The organism is Streptomyces sp. NPDC040545, assembly GCF_055595065.1.
On the sequence record NZ_JBVIWA010000002.1, the window covers coordinates 356,913 to 382,812 of the forward strand.

Consider the following 25,900-nt stretch of genomic DNA (forward strand, 5'->3'; position numbering starts at 1 on the left):
GGCTTCCTGGACCAGGTCGCTCCGTGACCGCGAGAGCCGCCAAGCGGTCCGGAGGGTGGTGGCCACGGCCAGTCAACCAGGAGCGGCCCGGGGCGGCACCTGGTGCAAGGCACGGAACCGGCCCGGACCGCCCCGTGTCGTCACGGTGGATCATCCAAGAGGTGAATCGGCCACGGACACGGCATGTACCAGGCCGTCGGCCCGATTCGGCTGGCGATTTCCGGTCGATCGCCGTTCGGGTGCGCAGCCGCGATGACCAACGACCCCCGCACGGCGCTCGTCCCGGGCCGGCGCGCGACGCCCGGCGTGCCCGCGCGGCGCGTCCGCATGATGATGTGGAGAGGACGTCGTGCGGAAGGGGGCGTCTCGTGTCATCGGCCCGGCCGGGGGGCGAGGAGACCCACGGCCCGATCTGGGCCGAGCCGGGGTCGCTGCTGGAGCGCGTGCCCGTGGCCGTCCTCGGCATCGACGAAGACGACCGCATCTGCTTCTGGGGGCCCGGCGCCCGTGATCTCTTCGGGTACGAACCCGGCGCCGTCCTCACCCGGCCCGGCGCCCTCCTCTTCGCCGATGCCGCCCGCGGCACGTCCGCATCGTGCGCCCGGCTGACGGAACAAGGCCGTACGCAGGGCTACTGGCGGGGCCGGCTGACGGCCCGGCACCGTGACGGCACGGCCTTCGACTGCGGCTTCCGGTCCTTCTCCGTGACCGGATCCGGTCCCTCGGTGGTGATGGTCCTGTCGAGCCGCAGCGACGAACTCGACCGCGTCAAGACCAACCTCGCCTTCCTCGACGCCCTCTTCGAGACCTGCCCCATCGGCCTGGTCATGATCGACCAGGACCTGCGGTACATCCACCTCAACCAGGCGCTCGCCGACATGGACGGCCTGCCGATCGAGGCCCACCTCGGGCGGCGCATGGACGACATCATGATCATGTCGGACGGCGGTGAGTACGAGCGGATGCTCCGCGCCGTCGCCCGGGGCGGGGCGCCCGTCGTGGGGACGCTGGTCGGGGTGCGCCCCCGCGGGCATCCGGACCGCGACCAGGTGCGGTCCGTGAGCTTCTTCCCCCTGAGCCGGGCGGTCGGCACGCACCCGGGGGTGGGTGGGCTGATGGTGGACGTGACGGACCGGGAGCGGGCCATCCTCGAGGCCACCGCCAGCCGCCGCCGGCTGGCCCTCCTGGACGGGGCCTCCACCCGGATCGGGACCACCCTGGACGTGAACGTCACCGCCCAGGAACTGGTCGACGCGTCGATGCCGGACTTCTGCGACGGCGCCGTGGTCGAGGTCGTCGAGTGGATGGACGAGTCGGAGGACTTCGACCCCGCGCGACCGCTGATCACCCGCCGGATCGCCTCCGGGACCACTCTGCCCGCTCCGGCCGTCGAGCTCGTGAGCGGGGTGGAGAAGGTGCGCTACCCGCCGGGCTCCGTCATCCACGACATGCTGAGCACCGGTCGTGCCATCTCGGCCGTCGTGGACGAGGCGTTCCTGGCCCGGACCGTCGTCATCGAGTCCCGCGCACGGCTCATGGCCGAGAGCGGGGTGGCCTGCATCCTCGTCGCCCCCCTCATCGCCCGGGGCACCGTCCAGGGGATCGCCGTCTTCGGCCGGTCCGCCGCCCGCCCGCCCTTCAGCCCGGAGGACGTCAGCCTGGCCGGCGAGCTCGCCTCGCGCGCCGCGATCTGCCTGGACAACGCCCGCCTCTACAGCCGGGTCCAGGACATCGCCCTCACCCTGCAGCGGGCCCTGCTGCCCAGCGCGCTCGCGGCCACCCCGTACGTGGACGTGGCCCACCGGTACGTGCCCGGCAGCCGGATCACCGAGGTCGGCGGGGACTGGTACGACATGATCGACCTGCCCGACGGCCGGGTCGTCCTCGTCGTGGGCGACGTGATGGGGCACGGGGTGTCGGCTGCCGCCGCCATGGGGCGCCTGCGCATCACCACCAAGGCACTGGCCCGCCACGACAGCGAGCCCGCCGACCTGCTCGCCGAACTCGACGAGTGCGCCCAGGAGGCCGGCATCGAGCTGGCGACCTGCCTGTACATCGTCTACGACCCGCGCGACGGACGGGCCCGTATCGCCAGTGCGGGCCACCCGCCGCCCCTGGTGCTCCGGCCGGACGGCACGGTGCATACCGTGGACGAGGTACTGGGGGTCCCGCTCGGTGTGGGCGGCTGTCCGTTCCGGACGACCGAGATCGAACTGCCCGAGCACTCGACCCTCGCCCTCTACACCGACGGCCTCATCGAGGCGCGGGGCCGGGACATCGAGGCCGGCCTGGACGCGTTGCGCGCCGAACTGGCCGGGGACGGAAGGCCGTTGGAGGAGATGGCGGACCACATCCTCGGAAGCCTGCTGCCCGACCCGCCGGCCGACGACACGGTCCTCGTCCTCGCCCGCGTCCACCGCTCCCACCGCCCGCCGTCCTGAGGGCGGCTCAGCCGCGGTGGGACACTCCGGCCGTGTCCAGCGCCGCGCCCGCCAGCGCGGCCAGCGCGACCGCCACCGAGCGGGCCTCCTCGGGCGGCAGCCGGTGGCCGGGAAGGGGATCGAGGAGGAAGCGGCCGTAGTAGTGGCCGCCCCCGACGACCCGCAGCTCGGTCTCGCCGTCCGGCCAGTCGGCGTACCCGGTGACCTCGCCGCCTCGGCGCAGCCACAGGCCGCCGTCGTGCTCCAGCCGCGGTCGGTGCCCGATCAGGGTCCCGTACTCGAAGCGGCAGCCGCGCAACCCCAGCAGGCCGATGAGCTCCCGGCGGACGAACTCGACCACCGCGTCCGGTGAACCGCCGCGCTCGGTCAGCCGAGCGGTGCCCTGCAGACTGGACAGGTGCGCGGCGCCGGTGACCACGACCGCCTCCAGCCTGCGGGCACGGAAGGCCAGTTGGGAGACGATCAGCCCGACGGCCAGCAGGAGGGCGGCCGTCTCGAGCTCGTCCCGGTCGGCGATGGTGAACCGCTCGTAGGGCCGGGCGAGGAGGAAGAGGCCGAACCAGGTGGCCGCGGACAGCGCGGCCAGGGCCGCGGCGGCCCGGGTGCCCGAGGCCGCGATCACGACCACGGCGACGACCAGGACCAGTGCCTCGTTCGCCGGGGAGAGCCAGGTGCGCAAGGGGAGAAGCGCGAGTGCCACGAGGAGGGGCACCACCAGGGCCCCGAACAGCGCCGCACGGTCGTGGAGTCGGTACCCGGGCATGTGATGCCTCCCGTCCGAAGGTGACCAGAACCAGATGGCCGATCGGCTGTCGCCACGTCCAGCCTGCCCACGGCGGGGGGAGGAGCCACCCGCCGTGGTGAGGTCTTGACGTACCGCATACGGATTCCGCACCCGGGCCGCCGCCGGCCCTCGCGTACACGCCGGCCGGCGTGCACGCGAGGGTGCGGGTGCGGGGTCCGCGGTCTACCGGCCGCTGTCCGCGAGCATCGACGGCGGCGCCTCGCGCTGGTGCGGGACCGGCGGGTGCGGTGCCGCCGGGGCCTGGTCCTCGTCCCGGTGGAGCGCGACCGTGCGCGTCGGAGCGGGGATCGAGATGCCCTCCGCCCGGAACCGCTCGTGCAGGCGCTTGATGAACTCGTGCTTGATCCGGTACTGGTCGCTGAACTCGCCGACGCCCAGGATCACGGTGAAGTTGATCCGGGAGTCCGCGAACGTGTGGAAGCGGACGGCCCCTTCGTGCGCGGGGTCCGCGCCGTCCACGTGCGCCATCACCTTGCCGACCACGTCGAGGGTCACCCGCTCGACGTGTTCCAGATCGCTCTCGTAACCCACACCCACCTGGACCAGGATCGAGAACTGCGCCTCCGGCTGGGTGAAGTTGGTCATGTTGGTCCGGGCGAGCCGCCCGTTGGGGATGATGACCAGGTTGTTCGACAGGTTGCGGACCACGGTGTTGCGCCAGTTGATGTCGACGACGTAGCCCTCCTCGCCGCTGGTGAGCCGGATGTAGTCACCGGGCTGCACGGTCTTCGAGGCGAGGATGTGAACGCCGGCGAAGAGGTTGGCGAGGGTGTCCTGGAGGGCCAGGGCCACCGCCAGACCACCCACGCCGAGGGCGGTGACCAGCGGCGCGATGGACACGCCGAGGGTCTCCAGGGCGACGAGAACACCCATCACGAGGACCACGATCCGCGTGATGTTCACGAAGATGGACGCCGACGCGGCCACGCCGGTGCGCGATGCCGCCACGGACTGGACGAGGCCCGCGACGACCCGTGCCGCGCTGAGCGTGGCGATGAGGATGAGCAGCGCGGTCAGCGACTGGTTCACGAACCCCGAGACGCGCGCGGTGAGCGGCAGGGTCGTGGCGGCCACGGCCGCGCCCGCGATCAGGGCGGCCCCGGGCGCGATGGTGCGCAGCGCGTCGACGATGATGTCGTCCCCCCGCCACCGGGTCCGCTCGGCGTGCCGGCCCAGCCAGCGCAGGAGGGCCCGCAACAGCAGCCCGGCCGCGGCGCCCGCCGCCAGCGCGATCCCGGCGACGAGCCAGTCGTGCAGGACGAGATCCCGGGTCAACGGACCCCCTCCGGTGCGCCGCGCCGGCCCGGAGCAGTGGCGACGGGCGCTGCCGGCCGTCGTATGGGGTGTGGGTGTGTCGTCACCTTGTCACCTGTCAGTTTGTCGTGCGCGAAGCCGCGTTCGGGCGTGTGTACGCATCCGGAACGGGCTGCCATCCTGCCCCATGGCAGCAGGACGCACCGCAGGCGGGGCTGCCGCTACCGCCGCGCGGCGGCGTGTTCGAGGACCGCGCGGACCTCTGCGGCGATCGCGCTCTCGGTGCGTTCGAACTCGGGGCCGGTCAGCTGCTGGGGGTCGGCCGGCAGGCCGGTGAGCACCGGGGTGTGGAGATGGCCACCGGGAAGGTGCGGGGCGAGTTCGGCCCGCAGCCGGTTGGATCGGTAGGCCACTTCGTTGGACAGGTAGCCGCCACCGCCGCCCGCCACGGCCCGCGAGCCCGGGGTCGGGCCGTCGGTCCGGTCGACGGGAGCCGTGCCGCCCGCCGGGATCTCGGTCACGTCGCTGTTGAGGAGGACGGGGTACGGGGTCTGCACGGCGCCGGTGACGGCGCCCGCGGGGAGCGTGGTGCGGATGAACTCCGGTCCCGGGCCGAGGCCGGGGGCGGTCACCGGATGCTCGCGGGTGCCGCCGGACAGGGCGCGCACGTTGTCGGGGTACGGGTCGGCGGACCGTGCCCGTCCCGCCCAGTCCTCCAGGGTGAAGATGCCGGGGTAGCCCTGGCTGACGGTGGTGATGACGTCGGCCGAGGCCGGTCCGCCGGCCATGCGCGGGGCGAACGCCCGCTCCACCATGCCGGAGTCGAAGTCGGCGTACCGCACGGGGAGGACGACGGCGCGGATCTCGGCGGGGCTGCCGTCGGCGAGGGTCACGCGCCGGCCGTTGAGCTGGAGGGCGGCCGATCCCGACGGGTTGGCTCGGCGTATCTCGGCGTCGAGCCCGAAGGGGTCGAACCCGCTGATGAAGACGCGCCGTACGCCGGGTGCGGTCCGGAAGGCGTTGTCCGTCACGCCCCGGGAGGCGTCCTCGAAGCGGGCGCGGAGCGCGGCCCGGTCGGCGGTGAACTCGGGCTGCCAGCGGGCGAGTGCGGCGGTCATGCCGAGCCGCGCCCAGTACAGCGGCCGGTCGTCCCCGGGGGCGAGGTCACCGCCGGGCCGCTGTCCCTGGGCCCGCCGTACGGAGGCCTGCCAGAGGGCCTCGCCCCAGTCGGTGACCAGCCGGCCGGCCTCGGCGGGGCCGCGGGCCGCGCACAGCGCGGCGGGGAACCGCCGGACGAAGTCCCCCAATCCGCCGCGCTCGACGAGGGCCGTGGTGCGCGCGTCCGAGAGCCGCGCCTGTTCGGCGTCCAGTGGTACGGACGCGTCGGCGCGGCAGGCGGACGAGCCGTCGGCCGCGTGCGCGGGCGAGGCGACGGCCAGGGGAAGGACGGTGGCGAGAAGGGCAGCGGCCGACGCCGCACGGCGTAAGAGCATCATGCGATGTGACATTACATAGCGGCCCCCACCCCCACCAGACGCACCGGCCGCAGCGGCCGTGACTGGCTCAACCACGTTGGCGACGCGGCTGGTTCGGTTCGGACGGCGGCGCTCACCGTCCCTGCGCGCGAGTCCCTGGGACACCGCGGTGACTGCGCCGCCGCACGCGGCGAACCGCCGTCACAGGGAGACGGGCGCGGCTCGCCGGAGCTTCCGGTCGTGCAGCAGCTCGCCCGACCGCCCGAGCACCCGTTCCGCGGAGGTGCCGCAGGTCGCCCAGCTCAGAGTGCCGGTCACGTCCAGTAGCCAACCGCCGGACGTGCCGGGGACTCGGACCGGCGACCGGCAGACCGCGTGCAGTCTTGTCTCCAGGGCGTTCGCCTCCTGATCGTCCAGGCCGGGTGCGAGCACGACGAACTCATCTCCTCGTACGCGGCCGAGATCGCCCCCGTGCCCCTGGGAACGCAGCTCCCTGTGGAGACGGTCGGCGATGTCACGCAAGGCGGCGTCCCCGGACGCCCGCCCGTGCTGTGCGTTGTACGCCTTGAACCCGTCGAGGCCGAAGCGCAGCACGGCGAGGGTGCCGTTGTCGCCAGACGGCGGTCCCAGGCACCGGTGGGCCTCGACGGCGTACGGGTCCGGGTCCGGGTCGCCCATGGACGGCCCGGCCGGGCGTTCCGCCGGATCTGTCCCGTCGCAGAGCCGCTCTCCCAGCCGGATGCGCACCTCGGACTCGCTCAGGAGCCCGGTGAGTTCGTCCTGACTCGCCCGCCGGAGCAGCTCCGACTCCAGATCTTTGTGCCCGTCGATGTCCTCTACGCAGGTGAGGAGGAAGCGGGGTCCGTCGGTGGCGTCGGCGACGACGGAGTTGCGCAGCGAGACCCATACGTACGTGCCGTCGCGGCGGCCCAGGCGCAGCTCGGCGCGGCCGCCCTCGGCGGAGGTGCGCAGCAGGGTGCCGATGTCCTCGGGGTGGACCAGGTCGGGGAAGGAGTAGCGGCGCAGGACGGAGGCGGGCCGGCCGAGCAGCCGGCACAGCGCGTCGTTGGTGCGCAGCAGCCGGCCGTGCTGGTCGCCGCCCATCTCGGCGATGGCCATGCCGCCGGGTGCGTACTCGAAGGCCTGGCGGAACGACTCTTCACTGGCCCGCAGCGCCTGCTGCTGGCGCTCCAGCCGGACGAGGGCGCGCTGCATGTTGGCACGTAGTCTGGCATTGCCGATGGCCACGGCCGAGTGGAAGGCGTAGGTGCGCAGGGCCGCCCGGCTCTCGCCGCCCGGTCTACGGCCGTCGGAGGGATGGTCCACGCAGATGACGCCCAGGAGTTCACCGCCCACGGCGTGCATCGGTGCGTAGAGTCGGTCCTCGGCGTGCCAGGCGCCCTCGTCCCAGACCGGTGCGATGCCTTCCCTGTGCCACTCCGGAACGTCGTCGCCGGTGAGCACCCAGCTCTCGGTGTGCGGGATGAAACGCAGGCCGGCCCAGTCTTCGCCCATGTTCAGCCTCCGTTCCCACGATGAGCGGGAGCCGACCCGGCCGGTGATCTTCTCCTCGGCCTGGGGGTCTCCGGCGAAGGAGGCGACGACCAGGTCGCCGTCGGGGCGCACGAGGTTCACGGCGGCCAGCTGGTACCCGAGGCCGGACACCGCGCCGTCGGCAACGGTCTGCAGGGTGTCGGCCAGGCTACGAGCTGTGTAGAGCTCCGCCACCGACCGGTCGGTGCGGTCCTTGCGCGGACTCCGAGGGACGTTCGCGGGCGGCGGGGTGTAGGCGGCGTTACGGATGAAGGGCGACCGCCCCAGCTGGTTGCGGCACAGTCGGTGCGGTTCCGGGCGGTTGTGCGTCACCAGCCGCGTGCGCAGCCGCGTGAAGATCGTGTCGAGGTCGAGGAACTGGCCCTCGCCCGGTACTCCGTCCCGCATCAGGGTGAGCCATTCGCCGGTGAAAGCGGTCAGCGGCTCGCCGGGCGGCGAGAGTGCCACCGCGGTCTCGGCCGCGGCGGCCAGCAGATAGGTGCCGTCGACCTCCAGGGCTGCCGCGGACGACTGGGCTCCGAAGGCGCGGGCGCTGTAGCAGCAGTCGAGTACGACGATCCGGCGCAGGGCCCGGCTCTTCTCGACGGGCCAGCGGATCCAGTCGTAGGGCGTGGCGGTGTCGTGCACGGACGCGGGGTCGGTCGTCTCGGTGGCGAGGTGCAGCTTCCCGGTCCTCGGCTCGATCAGGCCGTGGCCGGCGTAGTAGAAGAGCAGAGTGTCCGTGGCCGCGTCGACCGCTTCCTGCACCGCCCGGGAGACGTCGCGCGGAAGTGACGGGTCCGGGAGCAGCGTGCAGTGGGAGGCGGGCAGGTTCCACGCCTCGGTGAAGAGCTCGCGCAGCAGGGTGAGGTTGGCCTGCACGGCCGGCAGGGCGTCCAGGGAGGTGAAGGCGCCGGCGCCGACGAGGAGAACGCGTGTTCCCGCCGGGTCGGGGAGGCCGGTCAAGACCCGGAGTCCGTCTGATCGCCCGTCAGGAGGCCGCTCACCAGGGCCTGTGCCTCGGCCGGGCTCGACCCGCGGATCTCGATGCGCGTGCCGTCGGAGCGCTCGACGACCAACGTGGGCGGCTGATTGCGGGTGGCGCGCCAGCAGACGATGGCCGTGGCGAGGGATGCCGCGCTGAAGCCGCTGCTGAGGACGAGGGAGAGGATGTCGATGCCGTCACCCTGCTGTCCCGGAAGCCGGGGCCGCTCGCTCGTCAGCTCCACCCGTATGTGACGACCCACCGTCCGGTCGGCTTCCAACCAGGCTGACAAGGAGCGCAGTTCGCCCTCGGAGGGCCCCTCTTGGCAACGCACGGTGATCGGCATGCGGGAAGTGTAGAACGGGCGACGGACAGCGCAGGTGCCGAATGGGGGAAGGGGCCCCAGGCGCCTCGGCCTGTCCGGCAGGGCCCGGCCCGGGGGCGATTCACCGATGAGTGTGCAGCGCCCGGGCGAGCCGGTCTCAGGGGCGCCATCCACGGGCCGCCGGCCGGGCCGAGCGCCTACGCCGCCCGGTCCGAGGCCAGCCCCCGTGCGGTGCCGGTCCGTTCGAAGGCGTGTCCCGCGCGGAGCACCGCGGCTTCGCCGAAGGGCCTCCCCATGAGCTGCATGCCGATGGGCAGGCCCGCCGAGTCCAGGCCGACGGGCAGGCTCAGCGCCGGAACGCCGGTGAGGTTGGCCGGGGCCGACAGCCGTACGTACGCGTCGGCGACGCTCTCCACGCTGCCGTCGTCCCAGGTCACGGCGGTCCGGCCGGACTCGACGGAGGTGAGCGGCACGGTCGGCGCGGCGATCAGGTCGACCGCCTCCAGCATGCCCCGCCAGGCCTGTCCCATGAGGGTGCGGGCGCGCTGGGCCCGCAGGTAGTCGCCCGCGGCCATGAGCTCGCCCGCCTCCAGGAGGACCCGGATGCCGGCCTCGTACAGGTCGGGGACCGCCCGCAGGGTCCGCTCGTGGTAGGCGGAGGCCTCGGGCACCATCAGGCCCCAGTGGGTCGCCCGGATGTAGCGCGTCATCGGGATCTCGACGTCGACGAGCCGGGCGCCGAGCTCCTCCAGCCGCCCGATCGCCCGCCGGACGGCGGCCTCGACCTCCGGGTCCACCCGGTCGAAGTAGTAGTTGCCGGGCACCCCGACCCGCAGCCCCGTCAGATCCGCCGGATCCGCCGGATCAGTGCCGGGGCCGGCCGGCGGTCGCCGGCCGGAGCCGCGACCGACGCCGGGTCGCGCGGGTCGTGTCCGACCAGGGTGGCCAGGACCAGCCCCGCGTCCTCCACGGTACGGGTGAGGGGGCCCACGTGGCCGAGCGACCAGGCCAGCGAGGTCACGCCGTGGCGCGGCACCAGCCCGTACGTCGGTTTCAGGCCGACGACCCCGTTCAGGGCGGCGGACACCCGGATCGATCCGCCGGTGTCGGTCCCCAGCGCGAAGGCGGGCGCCCCCGCGGTGACGGCGACGGCGGACCCGCCGCTGGACCCGCCGGCCACCCGGTCCGGGTCCCAGGCGTTGGCCGTCTGGGGGGTGGTCAGGCCGTAGGCGAACTCGTGCGTGTGGGTCTTGCCGACCATGGCCGCTCCGGCCGAGGCGAGATGTGCCGCGACCGTGCTGTCGGCCTCCGCCCGGTGCCCCGTCCGCACCCGGGAGCTCGCCGTGGTCGCCATCCCGGCCACGTCGATGAGGTCCTTCAGGCCGACGGGCATCCGTGCAGGGCCCCCCGGTGCGTGCCGCGGGCGGTCTCGGTCTCCGCCCGGCGGGCCGTGTCGCGCGCACGGTCGGCCGTCACGGCGGTGAAGGCCTTCAGGCACGGTTCGACCCGCGCGATGCGCGCCAGCGCCGAGTCCACCAGTTCGACCGGCGAGACCCGCCGGGTGCGTACGGCCTCGGCTGCTTCGGCCACGGTCGGCTCATACGGTTCCATCGTGCTGCTCCCCTCCCGCGCGGTACGCCGCGGAGGGCGGTGTCGCGCCGAAGTCCAGTTCCCGCAGGAGCGATACGACGGCGTGGATGTGGTCGGCGGTGGCCGCCACTCCCGCGTGGTGGTCCTGAGCCAGCGGGAGCCCTGACCGTGCGGCCCAGCGGGCGGCTTCGGGGCGAGTGAGGTCCGAGGCGGACATGTGCTGCCTTCCTTCCGGGGACGGCGGAACGAACGCCGTCGCGTTAAAGCTAACGACTTGCGTTAGCTCACGGTAGGACCTACGGTCGCTTAAAGCGAATGAATCGCTTTTGTTGTTGGCCGGTCCTCTGCAGACGAAGGAACACGCGCATGCGCACCGCACAGTTCACCGAGCCGGCCCCGTCCGGAGCCGCCGCCCACTGGTCCGTCGGGGAGATCACGGTCCACCGCGTCGACGAGGTGCCGCTGCCGCCCGCGACCGGACCGTGGCTGCTGCCGGCCGCCACCCCGGACGTGGTGGCCGAACACGACTGGCTGCGGCCCGACTTCGCCGGTCCGGACGGCGTCCTGCACCTCGACAGCCACAGCTTCGCGCTGGAGGTGGACGGTCTGCGCGTCCTCGTCGACACCGGCATCGGCAACGGCAAGACGAGGGCCAACCCGGCGTGGAACGGCCTCCGTACCGACTACCTGGCGCGCCTCGCGGACATCGGATTCACCCCCGAGAACGTCGACCTGGTGATCCTCACCCATCTGCACACCGACCACGTCGGCTGGAACACCCGCGAGGTGGACGGCGCATGGGTGCCGACCTTCCCTGGCGCCCGCTACCTGACGTCGAGGGCGGAGTACGAGTTCTGGGCCGCCTACGACATGGACGAGGCGCGGCGCGGCATGTTCCGCGACTCCGTCGTGCCCGTCGAGGAGGCGGGCCTGCTCGACCTGGTCGACGTACCGGCCGAGGGGATCGACGTGGCCGAGGGGCTGCGCCTGCTGCCCGCACCGGGGCATACCCCCGGGCAGATCGCCGTGGAGGTGCGCAGCGCGGGCGCGGCGGCCCTCGTCACCGGGGACGCCGTCCACCACCCCGTGCAGCTGGCCCGTCCGGAGATCGGCAGCTGCGTCGACATCGACCCCGTGCAGGCCGAGGCCACCCGCCGCGCGCTGCTCGCCCGGCTCGCCGGCACCGGCGCCCTGGTGCTCGGTACGCACTTCCCCGCGCCGACCGCAGGCCGTGTGGTGGCCGAGGGGGACGGTTACCGGCTCGAACCCGTGGCCGCTGCCGCACCGGCGCTCCGCTGACCGGCGGCGTGCCCGGGGGCGGCACGTCCGGCGATGGCGTGCCCGGCGACGGCGTGCCCGGCGGGCCGGTCAGCGGGGTGTGCCGAAGCCCTGTACGGCCTCGCGTGCGAGCCGGTGCGCGTACGCGCCGGTGAGGCCGTCGGGGCGGAACAGGATGCGGTACATCATCGGCGCCACGACCCGGTCGAGCACCGTCTCCACGTCCGGGGCCTCCTCGCCGCGCTCCGCGGCGCGGGCGAGCACGATGGCGATCTGCTCCGCCGCGTAGGCCGAACACTGCCCCGCGTTGTCGCCGTCGGGGTCCCCCAGCAGCGCGTCACGGATGTACGCGCGTCCCGTCGGCGAGGCCATCTCCTCCTGGAACTGCTCGGCCCAGCGCAGCAGGTCCTCCAGCAGGTCTCCGTGGTCCTCCGGCGGGGCGTCGGGGCGCAGGTGCTCGACGGCGACGTCCGAGAGCAGCTCCTGCAGGTCGCCCCAGCGGCGGTAGATCGTCGACGGAGTGACGCCGGCCCGCGCCGCGACCATCGGGATGGTCAGCTCCGGACGCCCCAGCTCGGCCTGGAGCTCACGCACGGCGGTGTGGACCGCCTCCTGGACCCGCGCGCTGCGGCCTCCGGGGCGGACCATCGCTTTTCGGCTCATGCGGCCAGCTTAAAGCAAATTTCTTGCATCATGAGTGGCCGCCGTGGCCGCCGTGGCCGCACCCGCCGCCCCGGACTCCGCGGCGGTATCCGGCCGCGGCGCCCGGGTGAGGCGTGCGGCTGCGCCGGGGGCTACGTGCCGATGAAGGCGAGGAGGGCGTGGGTGACCTCTTCGGCGTGGGTCCACAGGAGACCGTGCGGGGCGCCGTCGACGGCGACGTAGTCGGCGTGCGGGAGGGCCTTGTGGAAGGGCTCCGCGGTGGCCCCGATCGGGAGGATGCGGTCCGCCGTCCCGTGGAGGATCAGGGCGGGCACGTCGATCTTGGGGATGTCGGCCCGGAAGTCGGTGGTCCACGTGAGGACGGCGGCGCGGGAGGCGTACGCGGAGGCGCCGGCGGCGGTGGCCCAGTTCGCCCGGACGGTTTCCTCGCTGATGCGCGTGCCGAGGTTCTCGTCGAGGTTGTAGAAGGCCTGGTAGAAGTCGGTGAAGTAGGCGTAGCGGTCCTTCGTGACGGCGGCGAGGATGCCCTCGAAGACGCTGCCGTCGACACCGGTCGGATTGTCGTCGGTCTTCAGGAGGTACGGCTCGAGGCCGGCGAGGAAGGCGGCCTTGGCCACGCGTCCGGAACCGCGGGTGCCGAGGTAACGGCCGACCTCGCCGGTGCCCATGGAGAAGCCGACGAGGATCGTGTCGGTGAGGTCCAGGGTCTCCATCAGCGTGTGGAGGTCGGCGGCGAAGGTGTCGTAGTCGTAACCGGTGGTGGGCTGGCTCGACCGCCCGAAGCCGCGCCGGTCGTAGGTGATGACGCGGTGGCCGGCGTCGAGCAGGGCGGGGAGCTGCTTCTCCCAGGAATGCCCGTCCAGCGGGTAGCCGTGGATGAGGACGACGGGCTGACCGCTGCCGTGGTCCTCGTAGTAGAGGTCGATGTCGGTGCTGTTCTCCTGGCCGACGGTGATGAAGGGCATGGTGTGGCCTCCTGTGGCGATCTCGGTTCGGTCCGCCGCAGCAGTCTCCCGCCCCGGGGTCCCCGAACGGTGTCGGAACACGGCCTTCCGACGGTACTCGTGCAGGTCGTCCACAGCCCCGGTCACGTGAACAGGGGACCGGAAACAGGCGACTTCACCCGAATCGATGCCCTTCCTAGGCTGGACGGGCAAGCAAGCGGAGCATGCGCCGCGTACCGGCACCGGTGCGGCGCCGAGGGAGTTGTCTTGGCCAGTCACGATCCGATCGAACGCCCTGCGGAGCCGTCGTTCAGCGCGTTCCGGGCGTCGGGAGCGCAGCAGCGGATGTACTTCCTCCAGCAGATGGAGGAGGGCAGGCCGACCTACCACATGCCCGTCTTCTACGGTCTCGAAGGACCGGTGGACGAGGCCGCGCTCCGCACGTGCGCCCAGGGCCTGATCGACCGGCACGAGGCGCTGCGCACCCGGTTCGTCCTGCGGGACGGCGAGCTGTGGCAGCACATCGACACCGGGGCCGCGCTCGCCTGGTCCTCCGCCGCGGCGCGCGGCGCGCAGGACGTCGAGGAGTGGATGGCCGCCGAACACCACCGGCCCTTCGACCTGGAGTCCGGACCGCTCTTCCGGGCGGCGCTGCTGCACACCCCCGAGGGCGCGGTCCTCGCGCTCGCCATGCACCACATCGTCGCCGACGGCTGGTCCGTCGGCATCCTCGCCCGCGAGCTCCTCGCCGCGTACGCCCGGTGCGGTCACGTCGCAGACGGCCCCGAAGGCCCCGGCGGTCCGCGGCCGGCTGCCCCGGAAGCCCCCGAGTACCAGTACGCCGACTTCTCCGACTGGCAGGAGGAATGGCTCCACGGCGCCGCCGCCCAGCGGCAGCTCGCGTACTGGGAGAAGCAGTTGGGCGGCGAACTGCCCGACGCCCCCCTGTCCCGGGACGGCCGGCCCGGTGCCGGTGCGGCCCGCGGCGCGGCCGGGCTGCACTCCTTCGACGTGCCCGCCCCGGTGCTCGCCCGGATGGAGCACCTGTGCCGTGACACCCGCAGCACCCCCTACACGCTGATGCTGGCGGCCTTCCAGATCGTGCTGGGCCGCTACACGGGTACCGACGACGTGCTGGTCGGAACGCCGGTGGCGGGCCGGAACCGCAAGGAGTTCCAGGACACCGTCGGCCTGTTCGTCAACACGCTGGTGATCCGCGCGGACCTGTCCGACGACCCCGCCTTCCGGGTCCACCTGGAGCGCGTACGGGACACCGTGCTCGACGCCCAGGACCACCAGGACCTGCCCTTCGAACGCGTCGTCGACCGGATCGCCCCCGGACGCGCCGGCGAGGACACGTCCCTCTTCCGGGTCATGTTCGGCCTCCACGACGAGGACGGCATGACCGACGGGCTGCCCGGCCCGCGGGCCAGGATGCTGGAAGGACCGGCCGGAACCGCCAAATTCGACCTGACCTTCGACGTCGTACGCACCGGCGGCGCGCTGAGCTGCCGGCTGGAGTACCGGGCCGACCTGTTCGAGGCCGCCACCATCGAGCAGTTCGGCCGCCACTTCGCACGTCTCCTGGACGCCGCCACCGCCGACCCCGAACTGCCGCTCAGCGGGCTGCCGATGCTGTCGGCCGGCGAGCGCGACGGCATCGGCTCGCCGCTCCCGCCCCGTGCCGCCCTCCCGCCCCGTGCCGCCCTCCCGCCCGCTCCGGGCGAGCGGGCTTGCGTCCACGAGATCTTCGCCGGACACGCCACCCGCACCCCCGAGGCCGTCGCCCTCGTCCACGAGGGCACGTCCCTCACCTACCGCGAGCTCGACACCCGGGCCAACCGGCTCGCGCACCGGCTGCGCGCCCTCGGCGTCGGACCCGACACCCTCGTCGGACTGTGCCTGCCCCGCTCCGCCGACCTCGTCGTCGGGCTGCTCGGCATCCTCAAGGCCGGCGGCGCCTACCTGCCGCTCGACCCCGACAACCCGCCCGAGCGGCTGCGCCACATCGTCCAGGACGCCCGCCTGGAGCACGTCGTCGGCACCACCGGCACCCGGGCGCTGTGGGACGCCCCCGGCCTGCACGCCGTCGACCTGCAGGCCGACGCCCCGCTCCTGGCCGCCGAACCGGACACCGCCCCCGACACCGGCGTCACCCCGGACCACCTGGCCTACGTCATTTACACCTCCGGCTCCACCGGCCTGCCCAAGGGCACCCTCGTACCCCACGCCAACGTCACCCGGCTGTTCTCCGCCACCGACCACTGGTTCGGCTTCGGCCCCGAGGACGTGTGGACCCTCTTCCACTCCATCGCCTTCGACTTCTCCGTCTGGGAGCTGTGGGGCGCCCTCGCCCACGGCGGCCGCCTCGTCGTGGTGCCGTACGGGACCAGCCGCTCGCCCGAGGAGTTCCACCGCCTGCTGCGCGCCGAGCGCGTCACCGTCCTCAACCAGACCCCCTCCGCCTTCTACCAGCTGGCACGCGCCGACGAGGAGCACCACCGCACGGCCGGTCCGGCCGGGTCCGGGCTGAGCCTGCGCCACGTCGTCTTCGGCGGGGAGGCCCTCGATGTCGCCGCCCTCGCCGGATGGTTCGCCCGGCACGGCGACACCGCACCCCGCCTGGTCAACATGTACGGCATCACCGAGACGACCGTGCACGTCACCTACCGGCCGCTGACCGCCCGCGACGCCGAGGAGGGCCGCGGCAGCGTCATCGGCGTACCCATCCCCGACCTGCGCCTGCACCTGCTCGACGCGCGCGGCCGGACCGTCCCGCGGGGCGCCGTCGGCGAGCTGTACGTCGCCGGGGCGGGCCTGGCCCGCGGCTACCTGCGCCGGCCCGAGCTCACCGCCGAGCGCTTCCCCACCGGCCTCGCCGCTCTCGCCGACCGCGGCGCCGACGGGCCCGCCGGGCTCGCGGCCGGTGAGCGGCTGTACCGCACCGGCGACCTGGCGCGCGCCCTGCCCGACGGGGACCTGGAGTACCTCGGCCGCATCGACCACCAGGTCAAACTGCGCGGCTTCCGGATAGAACTCGGCGAGGTCGAGGCGGCCCTGGCCGCCCACCCCCTCGTCGACGCCGCCGTCGCACTCGTCGCACCGGACCCCGCGGGGAGCGACGTCCTCGTCGGCTACCTGGCCGTGACCGGGGCCGAGGACGGGGCGGGCCCCACCGTGGAGGAGCTGCGCACCCACCTCGCGCGGCGGCTGCCCGGCTACATGATCCCCGGCGCCTTCGTCACCCTGCCCGCCTTCCCGCTGACCGCCAACGGCAAGACCGACCGCCGGCGCCTGCCCGCCCCCGGCTCGGCTCCCCGGACCCCCACGGCCGCCTACGAGGCGCCCCGCGGGCCGGTCGAGACCGCGCTCACCGAGGTCTTCGCCCAGGTCCTCGGGCACGAACGGGTCGGCGCCCTGGACAACTGGTTCGCCCTCGGAGGGGACTCCATCCGCTCCCTCCAGGTGCTCGCCCGGGTCCGGGAACGCGGCCTCGACCTCACCGTCGCCGACCTCATGCGCCGTCAGACGGCCCGCGCGCTGGCCCCCGTCGTGACCCGGCGGGAGGCGGCGGCCGGCGCCGAGGCCCCGTACGAGCCGTTCGCCCTGCTCACCCCCGAGGACCGCGCCGCCCTGCCCGAAGGGCTGGAGGACGCCTACCCGATGACCCGGCTCCAGGCCGGCATGCTCTACCACAGCGACCTGCCGTCGGCCGGCGGACGCGTCTACCACAACGTGGCCTCCTACCTGGTCGCGGCGCCCTTCTCCGAGGACGCCTGGCGGACCACCGTCGAGGTCCTCGCGGCCCGGCACGAGATGCTGCGCACCTCCTTCGACCCGCACGGCTTCGGCGAGCCCCTCCAGCTCGTCCACCGCGGCGCCCGCCCGGAGATCACCTTCGAGGACCTGTACGGGCTCGACCCCGAGGCACAGCGGACCGCCGTCGCCGCCCGCTACGCCGCCGAACGCGAAAGGCCGTTCGCCTGGGACCGGCCCCCGCTGATCCGCTTCCACGTCCAGCGGCTCTCCGACACCCGGCTCCAGCTGTTCGTCGCCGAGCACCACGCCGTCCTCGACGGCTGGAGCGAACGTTCGCTCCTCACCGAACTGGCCTCCTGCTACACCGAGGCGCTCGCCGCCCGGACCCCCTCGGAGGGCCCCTCCCCGGACGCGGGCCCCCGCTCCCGGTTCGCCTCCTTCGTCGCCCTGGAACGGGCCGCGCTGGCCGACGCGGGGCAGCGCGCCTTCTGGACCGGCAAGGCCGCCGACGCCCCCGCGACCCGGCTGCCCCGCCCGGCGGCGGCCGGCGGACCCGCCAGGATGTCCTGGTACCTCGCGCCGCTCCCGGAGGGGCTGCACGACCGGCTGACCGCCCTGGCCGCCGAGTGCGGCGTACCGCTGCGCACCGTACTGCTCGCCGCCCACCTGCGGGCCATGGCCCTGCTGGGCGGCGGCGACGCGGTCACCACCGGAGTGGTCCACAACGGCCGGGCCGAGGAGACCGACGGCGACAAGGTCGTCGGCGTCTTCCTGAACACCCTGCCGCTGAGCGTCGCCGTCACCGGCCTCAGCTGGCGCGGCCTCGTCGCGCACGTCGCCGCCGTGGAGGCGGACCTGCACGCGTACCGCCGCTTCCCGCTCGCCGAGATCCAGCGCCTGTCCGGCGGCGGCCCGCTCTTCGAGACCTTCTTCAACTACACCCACTTCCACGTGGAGCAGGACGGGCCCGCGGACGGCGCGTTCACCGTGCTGGAGGAGACCGGAGAGGCCGGCACCGACTTCGCCTTCGGCGCGGAGTTCTCCCGCAGCCCCGACGGCTCCCTGCTGGAGCTCGGCCTGCGCTTCGACGCCGCCCAGTTCTCCGAGGAGCAGATGGAGAGCGCGCACGCCTCCTACACCGCCGCGCTGCGCGACCTGGCCGAGGCCCCGGACCGTGACTGCACGGCCGCCGACCTGCTGCCGGCGGCCGAACGCCGCCGCTACGCCGCGTGGAACCGGACCGATGTCGACTACCCGCAGCCGCACGTCCTGACCCGGCTGATCGACGCTCAGCGCGACCGGACCCCGGACGCCCCCGCCGTGCGCTTCGAGGGCGCCGAGCTGACCTACCGCGCCCTCGACACCGAGGCCGAGCGGCTGTGCGCGGCCCTGCGGGAACGGGGCGCGGGCCCGGGCACCTTCGTCGGGCTGCTGCTGGACCGATCCCTCACCCTGCCCGTCGTCCTGCTCGCCGTCCTGAAGTCGGGCGCCGCCTACGTCCCGCTGGACCCGGAGCACCCGGCGCCGCGCGTGCGGTCGCTGCTCGCCGAGTCCGGCATCGGCCTGGTGGTCACCGAGGACGCCTGGGCGGAGCGGCTGGAGGGCTGCGGGGTCACCGTCGTCCGGCCGGACGAGGTCGCGACCGCCGCCGCGACCGCCGCCGCCGGTCCCGCCCGGGCGCCCGAGCCGTCCGACCCGGCGTACATGATCTTCACCTCGGGCTCCACCGGCAAGCCCAAGGGAGTCGTGGTCTCCCACCGCGCCATCGCCAACCGCCTGCTGTGGATGCAGGACGAATACGGACTGACCCCGGGGGAGCGGGTGCTGCACAAGACGCCGTACACCTTCGACGTCTCCGTGTGGGAGCTGTTCTGGCCCCTGCTGACCGGCGCCACCCTGGTCCTCGCCCGCCCCGGAGGCCAGCGCGATCCCGACCACCTCGCCGGCCTGATCCTCGACGAGGGCATCAGCACGGTGCACTTCGTCCCGTCGATGCTCAGCGTGTTCCTCGAGGACCCCTCGGCAGCGGCCCGCTCGGGCGGCCTGACCCGGGTGGTGTGCAGCGGTGAGGCTCTGCCGTACGAGGTCCAGCGCAGGTTCTTCGAGCGGCTGCCCGGCGTCGAGCTGCACAACCTCTACGGGCCCACGGAGGCGGCCGTCGACGTCACGTACTGGCAGTGCCGCCCGGACGGCGGCGACACCGTGCCCATCGGCCGGCCCATCGCCAACATGCGCACCCACGTCCTGGACCGCCGCCTCGCCGAGGTCCCCCTCGGCGTCACCGGGGAACTCTTCCTCGAAGGCGTCGGCCTCGCCGACGGCTACCACGGACGGCCCGAACTGACGGCCGAGCGGTTCATCGAGCACACCGGCCCCGACGGCGTCACCCGCCGCCTCTACCGGACCGGCGACCTGGCCCGCCACCGCCCCGACGGAGCCCTGGAGTACGCGGGCCGCACCGACCACCAGCTCAAGATCCGCGGCTTCCGCGTCGAGCCGGGGGAGATCGAAGCGGTCCTGGCCGAACACCCCGGCGTGCGCGACTGCGCGGTCCTGCCCCGCGGCGAACGCCTCGTCGGCTACTTCGTCCCCGGCGCGACCGGCGCGACCGGCGCGACCGGCACCCCCGTGCCCGCCCCCGACCCGGGCGAGCTGGCCGCCCACGCCCGGGAGCGGCTCCCCGAGTACATGGTCCCCTCCGCCTGGGTGTGCCTGGACGCCCTCCCGCTGACCGCCAACGGCAAACTGGACCGCGCCGCCCTGCCCGACCCGGACCCCGCCGACCTGCGCGGCGGCGCCGAGCCGACCCCGCCCCGCGACGCCCTCGAATCCCGCCTCGCCGGGATCTGGGAGCGGCTGCTGGCCGCCGGCCCGGTCGGCGTCCACGACGACTTCTTCGAGTCCGGCGGGCACTCCATCGACGCCCTGCGCCTGATCGGCCGGATCAATCAGGCCTTCGGCGAACGCCTCGGCGTCTCGGCCGTCCTGGAGCACCCCACCGTCGCCCGGCAGGCCGCGCTGCTGCGCGGCCGCCACGCCGACGCGGCCCCGGACCCGGTGGTGCGCCTGCGGCCCGAGGGCACGCTCGACCCGCTCTTCCTCGTCCACCCGATCGGCGGGAACGTCTTCTGCTACCGCACCCTGGCCTGCGAACTCGGCCCAGACCGGCCGGTGTTCGGTCTCACGGCGCCCGGGCTGACCGCCCCCGACCCGGTCTCCGACGCCACCGTCGAGGAGCTGGCCACCGCCCACCTGGAGGCCCTGCGCCGGATCCGCCCCACCGGCCCCTACCACCTGGCCGGCTGGTCCTTCGGCGGGCTCCTCGCCTACGAGATGGCGGTCCAGCTGCGGGCCGCGGGCCAGGAGGTGGCGACCCTCGCGCTGCTGGACACCGGCTACCCGGAGCCCGGTCACGTCCCGGACGGCGAGAGCGAGCTGCTGGAGTGGTTCCACGAGGACCTGGCCCGCTCCGCCGGCTTCGACCCGTCCGACGAGGGCAGCTCCGCCCTGCGCAGCGCCCTGCGGAGCGTCACCGACACCACGGCCCGGCTCGCCGTCCTCGCCGAACAGGTGGAACGCGAGGGCTTCGCCCCCGGACTGGACCCGCAGGACCTCGCCCGGCACTACGCGGTGTTCCGTACCGGGATCCGCGCCGCCGCCGCGTACGAGCCCCCGGCCGCCCCCTGCCCGGTCCTGTTCCTCCAGAGCGGGACCGGGGCCGGCGAGCATGCCGCCGACCGGTGGGCGGCGCGGGCCGAGGCCGGCTTCACCCGCCACGACGCCGCCACCGACCACTACGGGCTGATGCGGCCGCCGCACAGCACCGGGGCCGCCGCCCTCCTGCGCACCGCCCTCGCCGCGGCCGACCACCGCTGAACGGGGCCCCGGCCCGCCCGGGGCACCCGTACCCCCCATCCCGCGCCGCGCGTCGCCGAGGCATGCGCCGACGCGCCCTGCGCCCTGCGCCTCGCGCCCCGCACCAGAACAGGAACGGAACACACCACGTGACGAGTGACACCCCGGGGCCCGCCCCCGAGCTGAGCGGCCGTATCCGCGGCGGACCCGCGGAACTCCTCCACGACGAAGTGCTCGCCCCGCAGTTCGCATTCGAGTCCCGCCATCTGCTGCGCCACTACGTCGCCATCGAGAAGACCCTGGCCGCCGAGTACGTCCGCATGGACCTGATCACCGCCGAGGAGGCCCGCCGGATCGCCGCCCTGCTGGACTCCGTCGGGCCCGGCACCCTCAGCGCGCAGCCCGGCGCCAACATGTCGGACATCGCCTTCGCCCTCGAACGGCACGTCGAGGCGGGCCTGCCCGCCCCCGTCGTGCGCTGGCACGCCGACCGCAGCCGCAACGACCTCCAGTCCTGCGCCCAGGTGATGTACGGCCGCGACCAGCTGACCCGCTTCGCCGGCGCGCTCCTCGAACTCGGCGCCGTCGTCCACCAGCTGGCGCAGGAGACCTGCGACCTGCCCATGCCGGGGTACACCCACTTCCAGGCCGCCCAGATCATCACCCCCGGCTTCCACCTCGCCGCACTCTCCGAGCACCTGCTGCACACCCACGCCCGGCTGCTGAACGCCTACGACGGCATCGACGCCTGCCCGCTGGGCGCCGGCGCCATGGCCGGACAGGAACTGCCCTGGGACCGCGACCGGATGGCCCGGCTGCTCGGCTTCTCCCGGCCACAGCCCCACGCCCTGACCGCCGTGGCCTCCCGCCGCTGGAGCGCCGAACTGACCGCGGAACTCAGCCTGCTGGGCACCGCCCTGAGCCGCTTCACCACCGACCTGCTCACCTGGGGCGGCAGCGAGTACGGCTTCATCGAACTGCCCGACGAGCTGTCCGGCATCTCCTCCGCCATGCCACAGAAGAAGAACTACCCCGTCCTGGAGCGCATCCGCGGGCGCACCGCCCACCTCACCGCCTTCCACTTCGACGTGCTCCTGGGCCAGCGCAACACCCCCTTCTGCAATCTCGTCGAGGTGTCCAAGGAGGCCGGCACCCACCTGCTGAACGCCTTCGACTCGGCCCACGGAACCGTCCGCCTCCTCACCGAGGTGCTGCGCAGGCTGGCCTTCCGCGCCGACCGCATGCGCCAGGTCTGCGAGCGCGAGTTCCTCGGCGGCTTCAGCCTCGCCAACGCCCTCTGCCTCACCGAAGGGGTGCCCTGGCGCACCGCCCAGGTCGTCGCCGGGAAGTACGTCGTGCTCGCCGCGGCGGCGGGCGCCGCCCCCGCCCCGGGCGAACCCGCCCTGCTGGCCGAGGCGGCCGCCGGGCACGGCATCACCCTCGCCGACCCCGCCCGCCTCCTCGCCGAGGCCTTCGACGTCGACCGGGGCCTGGAGCGCATGGTGTCCGCCGGCTCTGCCCGCCCCGACGCCGTGCGCGCCGTACTGCGCACCCAGCAGGAGACGTACGAACGGCTCGGCGCCGACTGGGAGCTGCGCGCCGCCGCGGTCCGCGCGGGCGCCGAGGAGGGCGACCGCGCCCTGTACGCAGCGACCGGCGTGACGGGCGTGACCGGCGCGACCGCCGACGAGACCCACGAGGAGGACGGCGATGGCACCCGCACCCGTGTACAGCACGCGCACTGACCCCGCCGCAGCGACCTCCGCCCCCGTCCTCGGATCCGGCTCCGGCAGCGCCTTCGGCACCTTCGGCGAACTGCTCCAGGGCGCCCTGCCCCACCCGCAGGGGGACTTCCTGGTCACCTTCCCCCTCGCCCGCTGGGCCACCGCCGTGTTCCACCCCCGGCCCGGCCGGCGCGACGTCCAGGTGCGGCCGGCCCACAAGGCCAAGTCCCGCCGGGTCGCCGAAGCCGTCCTGGCCGCCCTCGGCACGGCGGACGGTGGCCTCCTGGAGGTGGCCGGGGACCTCCCCGAGGGCAAGGGCCTCGCCAGCTCCTCCGCCGACCTCGTCGCCACCGTACGGGCCGTCGGGGCCGCCCACGGGCGCGAGTTCACGCCCGCCGAGACGGAGGACTTCCTGCGCGGCATCGAACCGGCCGACGGGGTCATGTACGACGAGATCGTCGCCTTCCACCACCGTGAGGTGCGCCTCGGCCGCCGCCTCGGCGTGCTGCCCCCGCTCACCGTCGTCGCCCACGACGAGGGCGGCCAGGTGGACACCGTCGCGCACAACCGGGGCGCCCGGGCCATCGACACCGCCGACCGGGAGGAGTACGCGCTCCTGCTGGACCGGCTCACCGGCGCCGTGGCCCGCGGCGACCTCCAGGAGGTCGGCGCCGTCGCCACCCGCAGCGCCGAGATGAACGCCCACCGCCGCCGGCGCGCCGGATTCGCGGAACTGCACGCCCTGTGCCGCGAGGTCGACGGGCTGGGCCTGGTGCTCGCCCACAGCGGCACCATGCTCGGCGTCCTCCTGGAGGCGAACGACCCGGCCCTCGCCGGCAAGACCGCGCACATCCGGGCCGGCTGCGCCGCCCTCGGCGGAGAGGTATCCGTACACCGCTCCCTCGGCGACGGCGACAGCTGGAGCCCGAAGGCCGCGCCCGTCCACCCCACCGAGCTGGAGATCTGAGCATGCTGTTCGACACCGTGACGGACGCGATCGGCGCCACCCCGCTGGTCCGGCTGCGCCTGGGCGAGGCCCGCGGCGTGGAGGTCTACGCCAAGCTGGAACTGCAGAACCTCTTCGCGATGAAGGACCGCGTCGCCCGCAACATCCTGCTGGAGGCCCGGCGACTGGGTACCCTGAAGCCGGGCGCCCCCGTCATCGAGAGCTCCTCGGGCACCATGGCCCTCGGTGTCGCCCTCGTCGGCCGCTCCCTGGGCCACGAGGTGCACATCGTCACCGACCCGCGCATCGACCCCGTCACCCTCGCCAAACTCCGCGCCCTGGGTTGCCGGGTCCACGTGGTCGAGGCCATGACCAGCCACGGCTGGCAGAGCGCCCGCCTGGAGCGCCTCGCGGAACTCCTCGACGAACTGCCGGGCGCCTTCTGGCCGCAGCAGTACACCAACCCCGACAACCCCGGCGCCTACCGCACCCTCGCCGGTGAACTCCTTCAGGATCTAGGGCAGTTCGACACCCTCGTCGGAGCCGTCGGCAGCGGCGGCTCCCTGTGCGGCACAGCCCGGGCGCTGCGCGAGAGCCTCCCCGCCCTGCACGTCGTCGGCGTCGACTGCGTGGGCAGCGCCCTCTTCGGCCAGCCCGACGTACCGCAGCGGCTGCAGAGCGGGCTGGGCAACAGCCTGCTGCCCAAGAACCTGGACCGCACCCTCGTCGACGAGGTGCACTGGCTCAACGACCACGAGGCCTTCGCCGCGACCTGGGACCTCGCCCGCGAGCAGCAGATCTTCGGCGGCAACACCTCGGGCTCCGTCTACCGGGTCCTCACCGGCCTCGCCGAGCGCGCCGAGCCCGGGACCAGGATCGTCGGCATCCTGCCCGACCGGGGCGACCGCTACGCCGACACCGTCTACAACGACGAGCACTGGGACGAGAACCGGCTGCGCGAGGTGCCCACGGCCGGCGCACCGGCCGCCCTCGGCCCCGACGGCACCGCCCGCACCTGGTCCACCCTCGCCTACAGCCCGCCCGCCGGGATCCGGCGGCACCTGCTGTTCGTGGAGTCCAACACCACCGGCACCGGCATGCTGGCCCTGGACCGGGCGCGCGAACTGGGCACCGTACCCGTCCTGCTGACCGGCGACCCCGACCGCTACCGGGGGCTCGCGGACACCGGCGCCGAGGTGGTGCGCTGCGACACCAACTCCGACGCCGCCCTGCGCGCCGCCGTACAGGAGCGCTTCCGCCGCGAGGAGATCGCCGGCGTCACCACCACCAGCGACTTCTACGTACCGGCCGCCGCCCGCATCGCCCGCTGGCTCGGCCTGCCCGGCAACCCGCCCGAGGCGGTGGCCGTCTGCCGCGACAAGTCGGCCCTGCGCGAGAGGCTGCGGGCCGCGGGCGTCCGCCAGCCCCGCTACGCCCTGGTCCGCGAGCCGGCCGGGGCGGCGGCCGCGGTCGCCCGCACCGGACTGCCCTGCGTGGTCAAGCCGGCCGACGACTCGGGCTCCACCAACGTCCTGCTCTGCGCCGACGAGGCGGAGGTCCGCGCCCAGATCGAGGCGATCCTCGCCATCGACACCAACGTACGGGGCATGCCCACCGCCCGCACCGTGCTCGTCGAGGAGTACCTGGACGCGCCGGAGTACAGCGTCGAGATGTTCAGCGGCGACGGCCGGGCCGTGTGCGTCGGCATCACCGCCAAGTCCGTGACTGCCACCCCCCACTTCGTCGAGCACCGCCACCTCTTCCCCGCCCCGCTGCCCGCCGCCACCGCCCAGCGGATCACCGAGACGGTGACGGCGGCCCTGGACGCGGCCGGGATCCGCCTGGGAGCCACCCACACCGAGGTCAAACTGACCGCCGGCGGGCCCGCCCTCATCGAGATCAACCCGCGCCCGGCCGGCGGCATGATCCCCGAACTGATCCGGCTCGCCACCGGGGTGGACCTCCTCGGGGAGCAGCTCCGCGCCGCCCTCGGCCTGCCCCCGCACCTCAAGGCCGAGGACGCCGGCCACGCCGGGATCCAGTTCCTCCTCGCCGACGCCGACGGCACCCTCACGGCCGCCCACGGCACCCAGGAGGCCGCCGCCGTCGGGGGAGTCGAGTCGGTGCTGGTCACCGCCGTCCCCGGCACGCCCGTACGCAGGCCCCGCAGCGCCTCCGACCGCCTCGGGCACGTGATCGCCCGCCACCCCGAGCCCGGGGGCGTGCACGCCGCCCTGGACGCGGCGCGCGCCCTGATCCGCCTCGACGTCGCGGCTGCGCAGTACTCCTGACCTTCCGTCACTCCCCGTCCGAAGACGCCGTA

The 25,900-nt window shown here is 74.0% G+C and carries 14 protein-coding genes and 2 pseudogenes; 6 read left to right on the forward strand and 10 right to left on the reverse strand.

What is annotated here, in order from left to right; all coding sequences use genetic code 11:
- Nucleotides 1–368 precede the first annotated feature (368 nt).
- Entirely contained in the window at nt 369–2,441 is a 2,073-nt protein-coding gene (locus ACZ573_RS06550; protein WP_471299875.1) for a SpoIIE family protein phosphatase, read from the forward strand.
- Nucleotides 2,442–2,448: 7 nt separating this feature from the next.
- On the opposite strand, the gene ACZ573_RS06555 is transcribed toward ACZ573_RS06550, so the two are convergent.
- The 8 genes and pseudogenes from ACZ573_RS06555 to ACZ573_RS06590 form a co-directional block, all read right to left on the reverse strand.
- Nucleotides 2,449–3,204, reverse strand: a complete 756-nt coding sequence (locus ACZ573_RS06555) for a DUF4118 domain-containing protein (protein WP_471299878.1) — start codon at nt 3,202–3,204, stop codon at nt 2,449–2,451.
- Nucleotides 3,205–3,408: 204 nt separating this feature from the next.
- The gene (locus ACZ573_RS06560; RefSeq protein WP_471299881.1) at nt 3,409–4,521 is read right to left on the reverse strand and encodes a mechanosensitive ion channel family protein; all 1,113 of its coding nucleotides are present in this window, start codon (nt 4,519–4,521) and stop codon (nt 3,409–3,411) included.
- 200 nt (nt 4,522–4,721) lie between these two features.
- Nucleotides 4,722–5,996, reverse strand: a complete 1,275-nt coding sequence (locus ACZ573_RS06565; RefSeq protein ID WP_471299884.1) for a pyroglutamyl peptidase — start codon at nt 5,994–5,996, stop codon at nt 4,722–4,724.
- 180 nt (nt 5,997–6,176) lie between these two features.
- Nucleotides 6,177–7,703, reverse strand: coding sequence for a diguanylate cyclase domain-containing protein (locus ACZ573_RS06570; RefSeq protein WP_471300639.1), 1,527 nt, complete (start codon nt 7,701–7,703; stop codon nt 6,177–6,179).
- A gap of 144 nt (nt 7,704–7,847) precedes the next feature.
- Nucleotides 7,848–8,474 (reverse strand): annotated as a pseudogene (locus tag ACZ573_RS06575) (caspase, EACC1-associated type); the annotation flags it as partial.
- Nucleotides 8,471–8,839: an effector-associated constant component EACC1 gene (locus ACZ573_RS06580; protein ID WP_471299887.1), complete on the reverse strand. Its 369-nt coding sequence runs from the start codon at nt 8,837–8,839 to the stop codon at nt 8,471–8,473. The pseudogene ACZ573_RS06575 and the gene ACZ573_RS06580, both read right to left, overlap by 4 nt.
- A 176-nt stretch (nt 8,840–9,015) precedes the next feature.
- Nucleotides 9,016–10,429 (reverse strand): annotated as a pseudogene (locus ACZ573_RS06585) (amidase).
- Nucleotides 10,416–10,625 (reverse strand): hypothetical protein, encoded by a 210-nt coding sequence (locus ACZ573_RS06590; RefSeq protein WP_471299888.1) that lies wholly within the window; start codon nt 10,623–10,625, stop codon nt 10,416–10,418. The pseudogene ACZ573_RS06585 and the gene ACZ573_RS06590 overlap by 14 nt, the downstream one beginning before the upstream one ends.
- A 149-nt stretch (nt 10,626–10,774) precedes the next feature.
- Between ACZ573_RS06590 and ACZ573_RS06595 the strand changes: the two genes are divergently transcribed.
- The gene (locus ACZ573_RS06595; protein WP_471299891.1) at nt 10,775–11,707 is read left to right on the forward strand and encodes an MBL fold metallo-hydrolase; all 933 of its coding nucleotides are present in this window, start codon (nt 10,775–10,777) and stop codon (nt 11,705–11,707) included.
- Between the two features lie 69 nt (nt 11,708–11,776).
- Here ACZ573_RS06595 and ACZ573_RS06600 read toward each other — a convergent pair whose 3' ends face one another.
- Both ACZ573_RS06600 and ACZ573_RS06605 read right to left on the reverse strand, forming a co-directional pair.
- Nucleotides 11,777–12,349, reverse strand: coding sequence for a TetR/AcrR family transcriptional regulator (locus ACZ573_RS06600; protein WP_471299893.1), 573 nt, complete (start codon nt 12,347–12,349; stop codon nt 11,777–11,779).
- A 131-nt stretch (nt 12,350–12,480) separates the two neighbouring features.
- Nucleotides 12,481–13,314: an alpha/beta fold hydrolase gene (locus tag ACZ573_RS06605; protein ID WP_471299896.1), complete on the reverse strand. Its 834-nt coding sequence runs from the start codon at nt 13,312–13,314 to the stop codon at nt 12,481–12,483.
- 246 nt (nt 13,315–13,560) lie between these two features.
- On the opposite strand from ACZ573_RS06605, the gene ACZ573_RS06610 reads away from it, so the two are divergent.
- From ACZ573_RS06610 to ACZ573_RS06625, 4 genes are all read left to right on the forward strand, one after another.
- Nucleotides 13,561–20,928, forward strand: a complete 7,368-nt coding sequence (locus ACZ573_RS06610; protein ID WP_471299899.1) for an amino acid adenylation domain-containing protein — start codon at nt 13,561–13,563, stop codon at nt 20,926–20,928.
- A gap of 128 nt (nt 20,929–21,056) precedes the next feature.
- Nucleotides 21,057–22,652, forward strand: coding sequence for a lyase family protein (locus ACZ573_RS06615; protein WP_471299902.1), 1,596 nt, complete (start codon nt 21,057–21,059; stop codon nt 22,650–22,652).
- The gene (locus ACZ573_RS06620; protein ID WP_471299904.1) at nt 22,618–23,598 is read left to right on the forward strand and encodes a GHMP family kinase ATP-binding protein; all 981 of its coding nucleotides are present in this window, start codon (nt 22,618–22,620) and stop codon (nt 23,596–23,598) included. The genes ACZ573_RS06615 and ACZ573_RS06620 overlap by 35 nt, the downstream gene beginning before the upstream one ends.
- Nucleotides 23,599–23,600: 2 nt before the next feature.
- Nucleotides 23,601–25,868, forward strand: a complete 2,268-nt coding sequence (locus ACZ573_RS06625; protein WP_471299907.1) for a pyridoxal-phosphate dependent enzyme — start codon at nt 23,601–23,603, stop codon at nt 25,866–25,868.
- Nucleotides 25,869–25,900 lie beyond the last annotated feature (32 nt).

Bases quoted from the DNA above. Each gene is read 5' to 3' on its own strand.
- ACZ573_RS06590 (WP_471299888.1), bottom strand. From the start codon at position 10,625: ATGTCCGCCTCGGACCTCACTCGCCCCGAAGCCGCCCGCTGGGCCGCA.
- ACZ573_RS06565 (WP_471299884.1), bottom strand. From the start codon at position 5,996: ATGATGCTCTTACGCCGTGCGGCGTCGGCCGCTGCCCTTCTCGCCACC.
- ACZ573_RS06605 (WP_471299896.1), bottom strand. From the start codon at position 13,314: ATGCCCTTCATCACCGTCGGCCAGGAGAACAGCACCGACATCGACCTC.
- ACZ573_RS06625 (WP_471299907.1), top strand. From the start codon at position 23,601: ATGCTGTTCGACACCGTGACGGACGCGATCGGCGCCACCCCGCTGGTC.
- ACZ573_RS06555 (WP_471299878.1), bottom strand. From the start codon at position 3,204: ATGCCCGGGTACCGACTCCACGACCGTGCGGCGCTGTTCGGGGCCCTG.
- ACZ573_RS06600 (WP_471299893.1), bottom strand. From the start codon at position 12,349: ATGAGCCGAAAAGCGATGGTCCGCCCCGGAGGCCGCAGCGCGCGGGTC.
- ACZ573_RS06620 (WP_471299904.1), top strand. From the start codon at position 22,618: ATGGCACCCGCACCCGTGTACAGCACGCGCACTGACCCCGCCGCAGCG.
- ACZ573_RS06595 (WP_471299891.1), top strand. From the start codon at position 10,775: ATGCGCACCGCACAGTTCACCGAGCCGGCCCCGTCCGGAGCCGCCGCC.
- ACZ573_RS06580 (WP_471299887.1), bottom strand. From the start codon at position 8,839: ATGCCGATCACCGTGCGTTGCCAAGAGGGGCCCTCCGAGGGCGAACTG.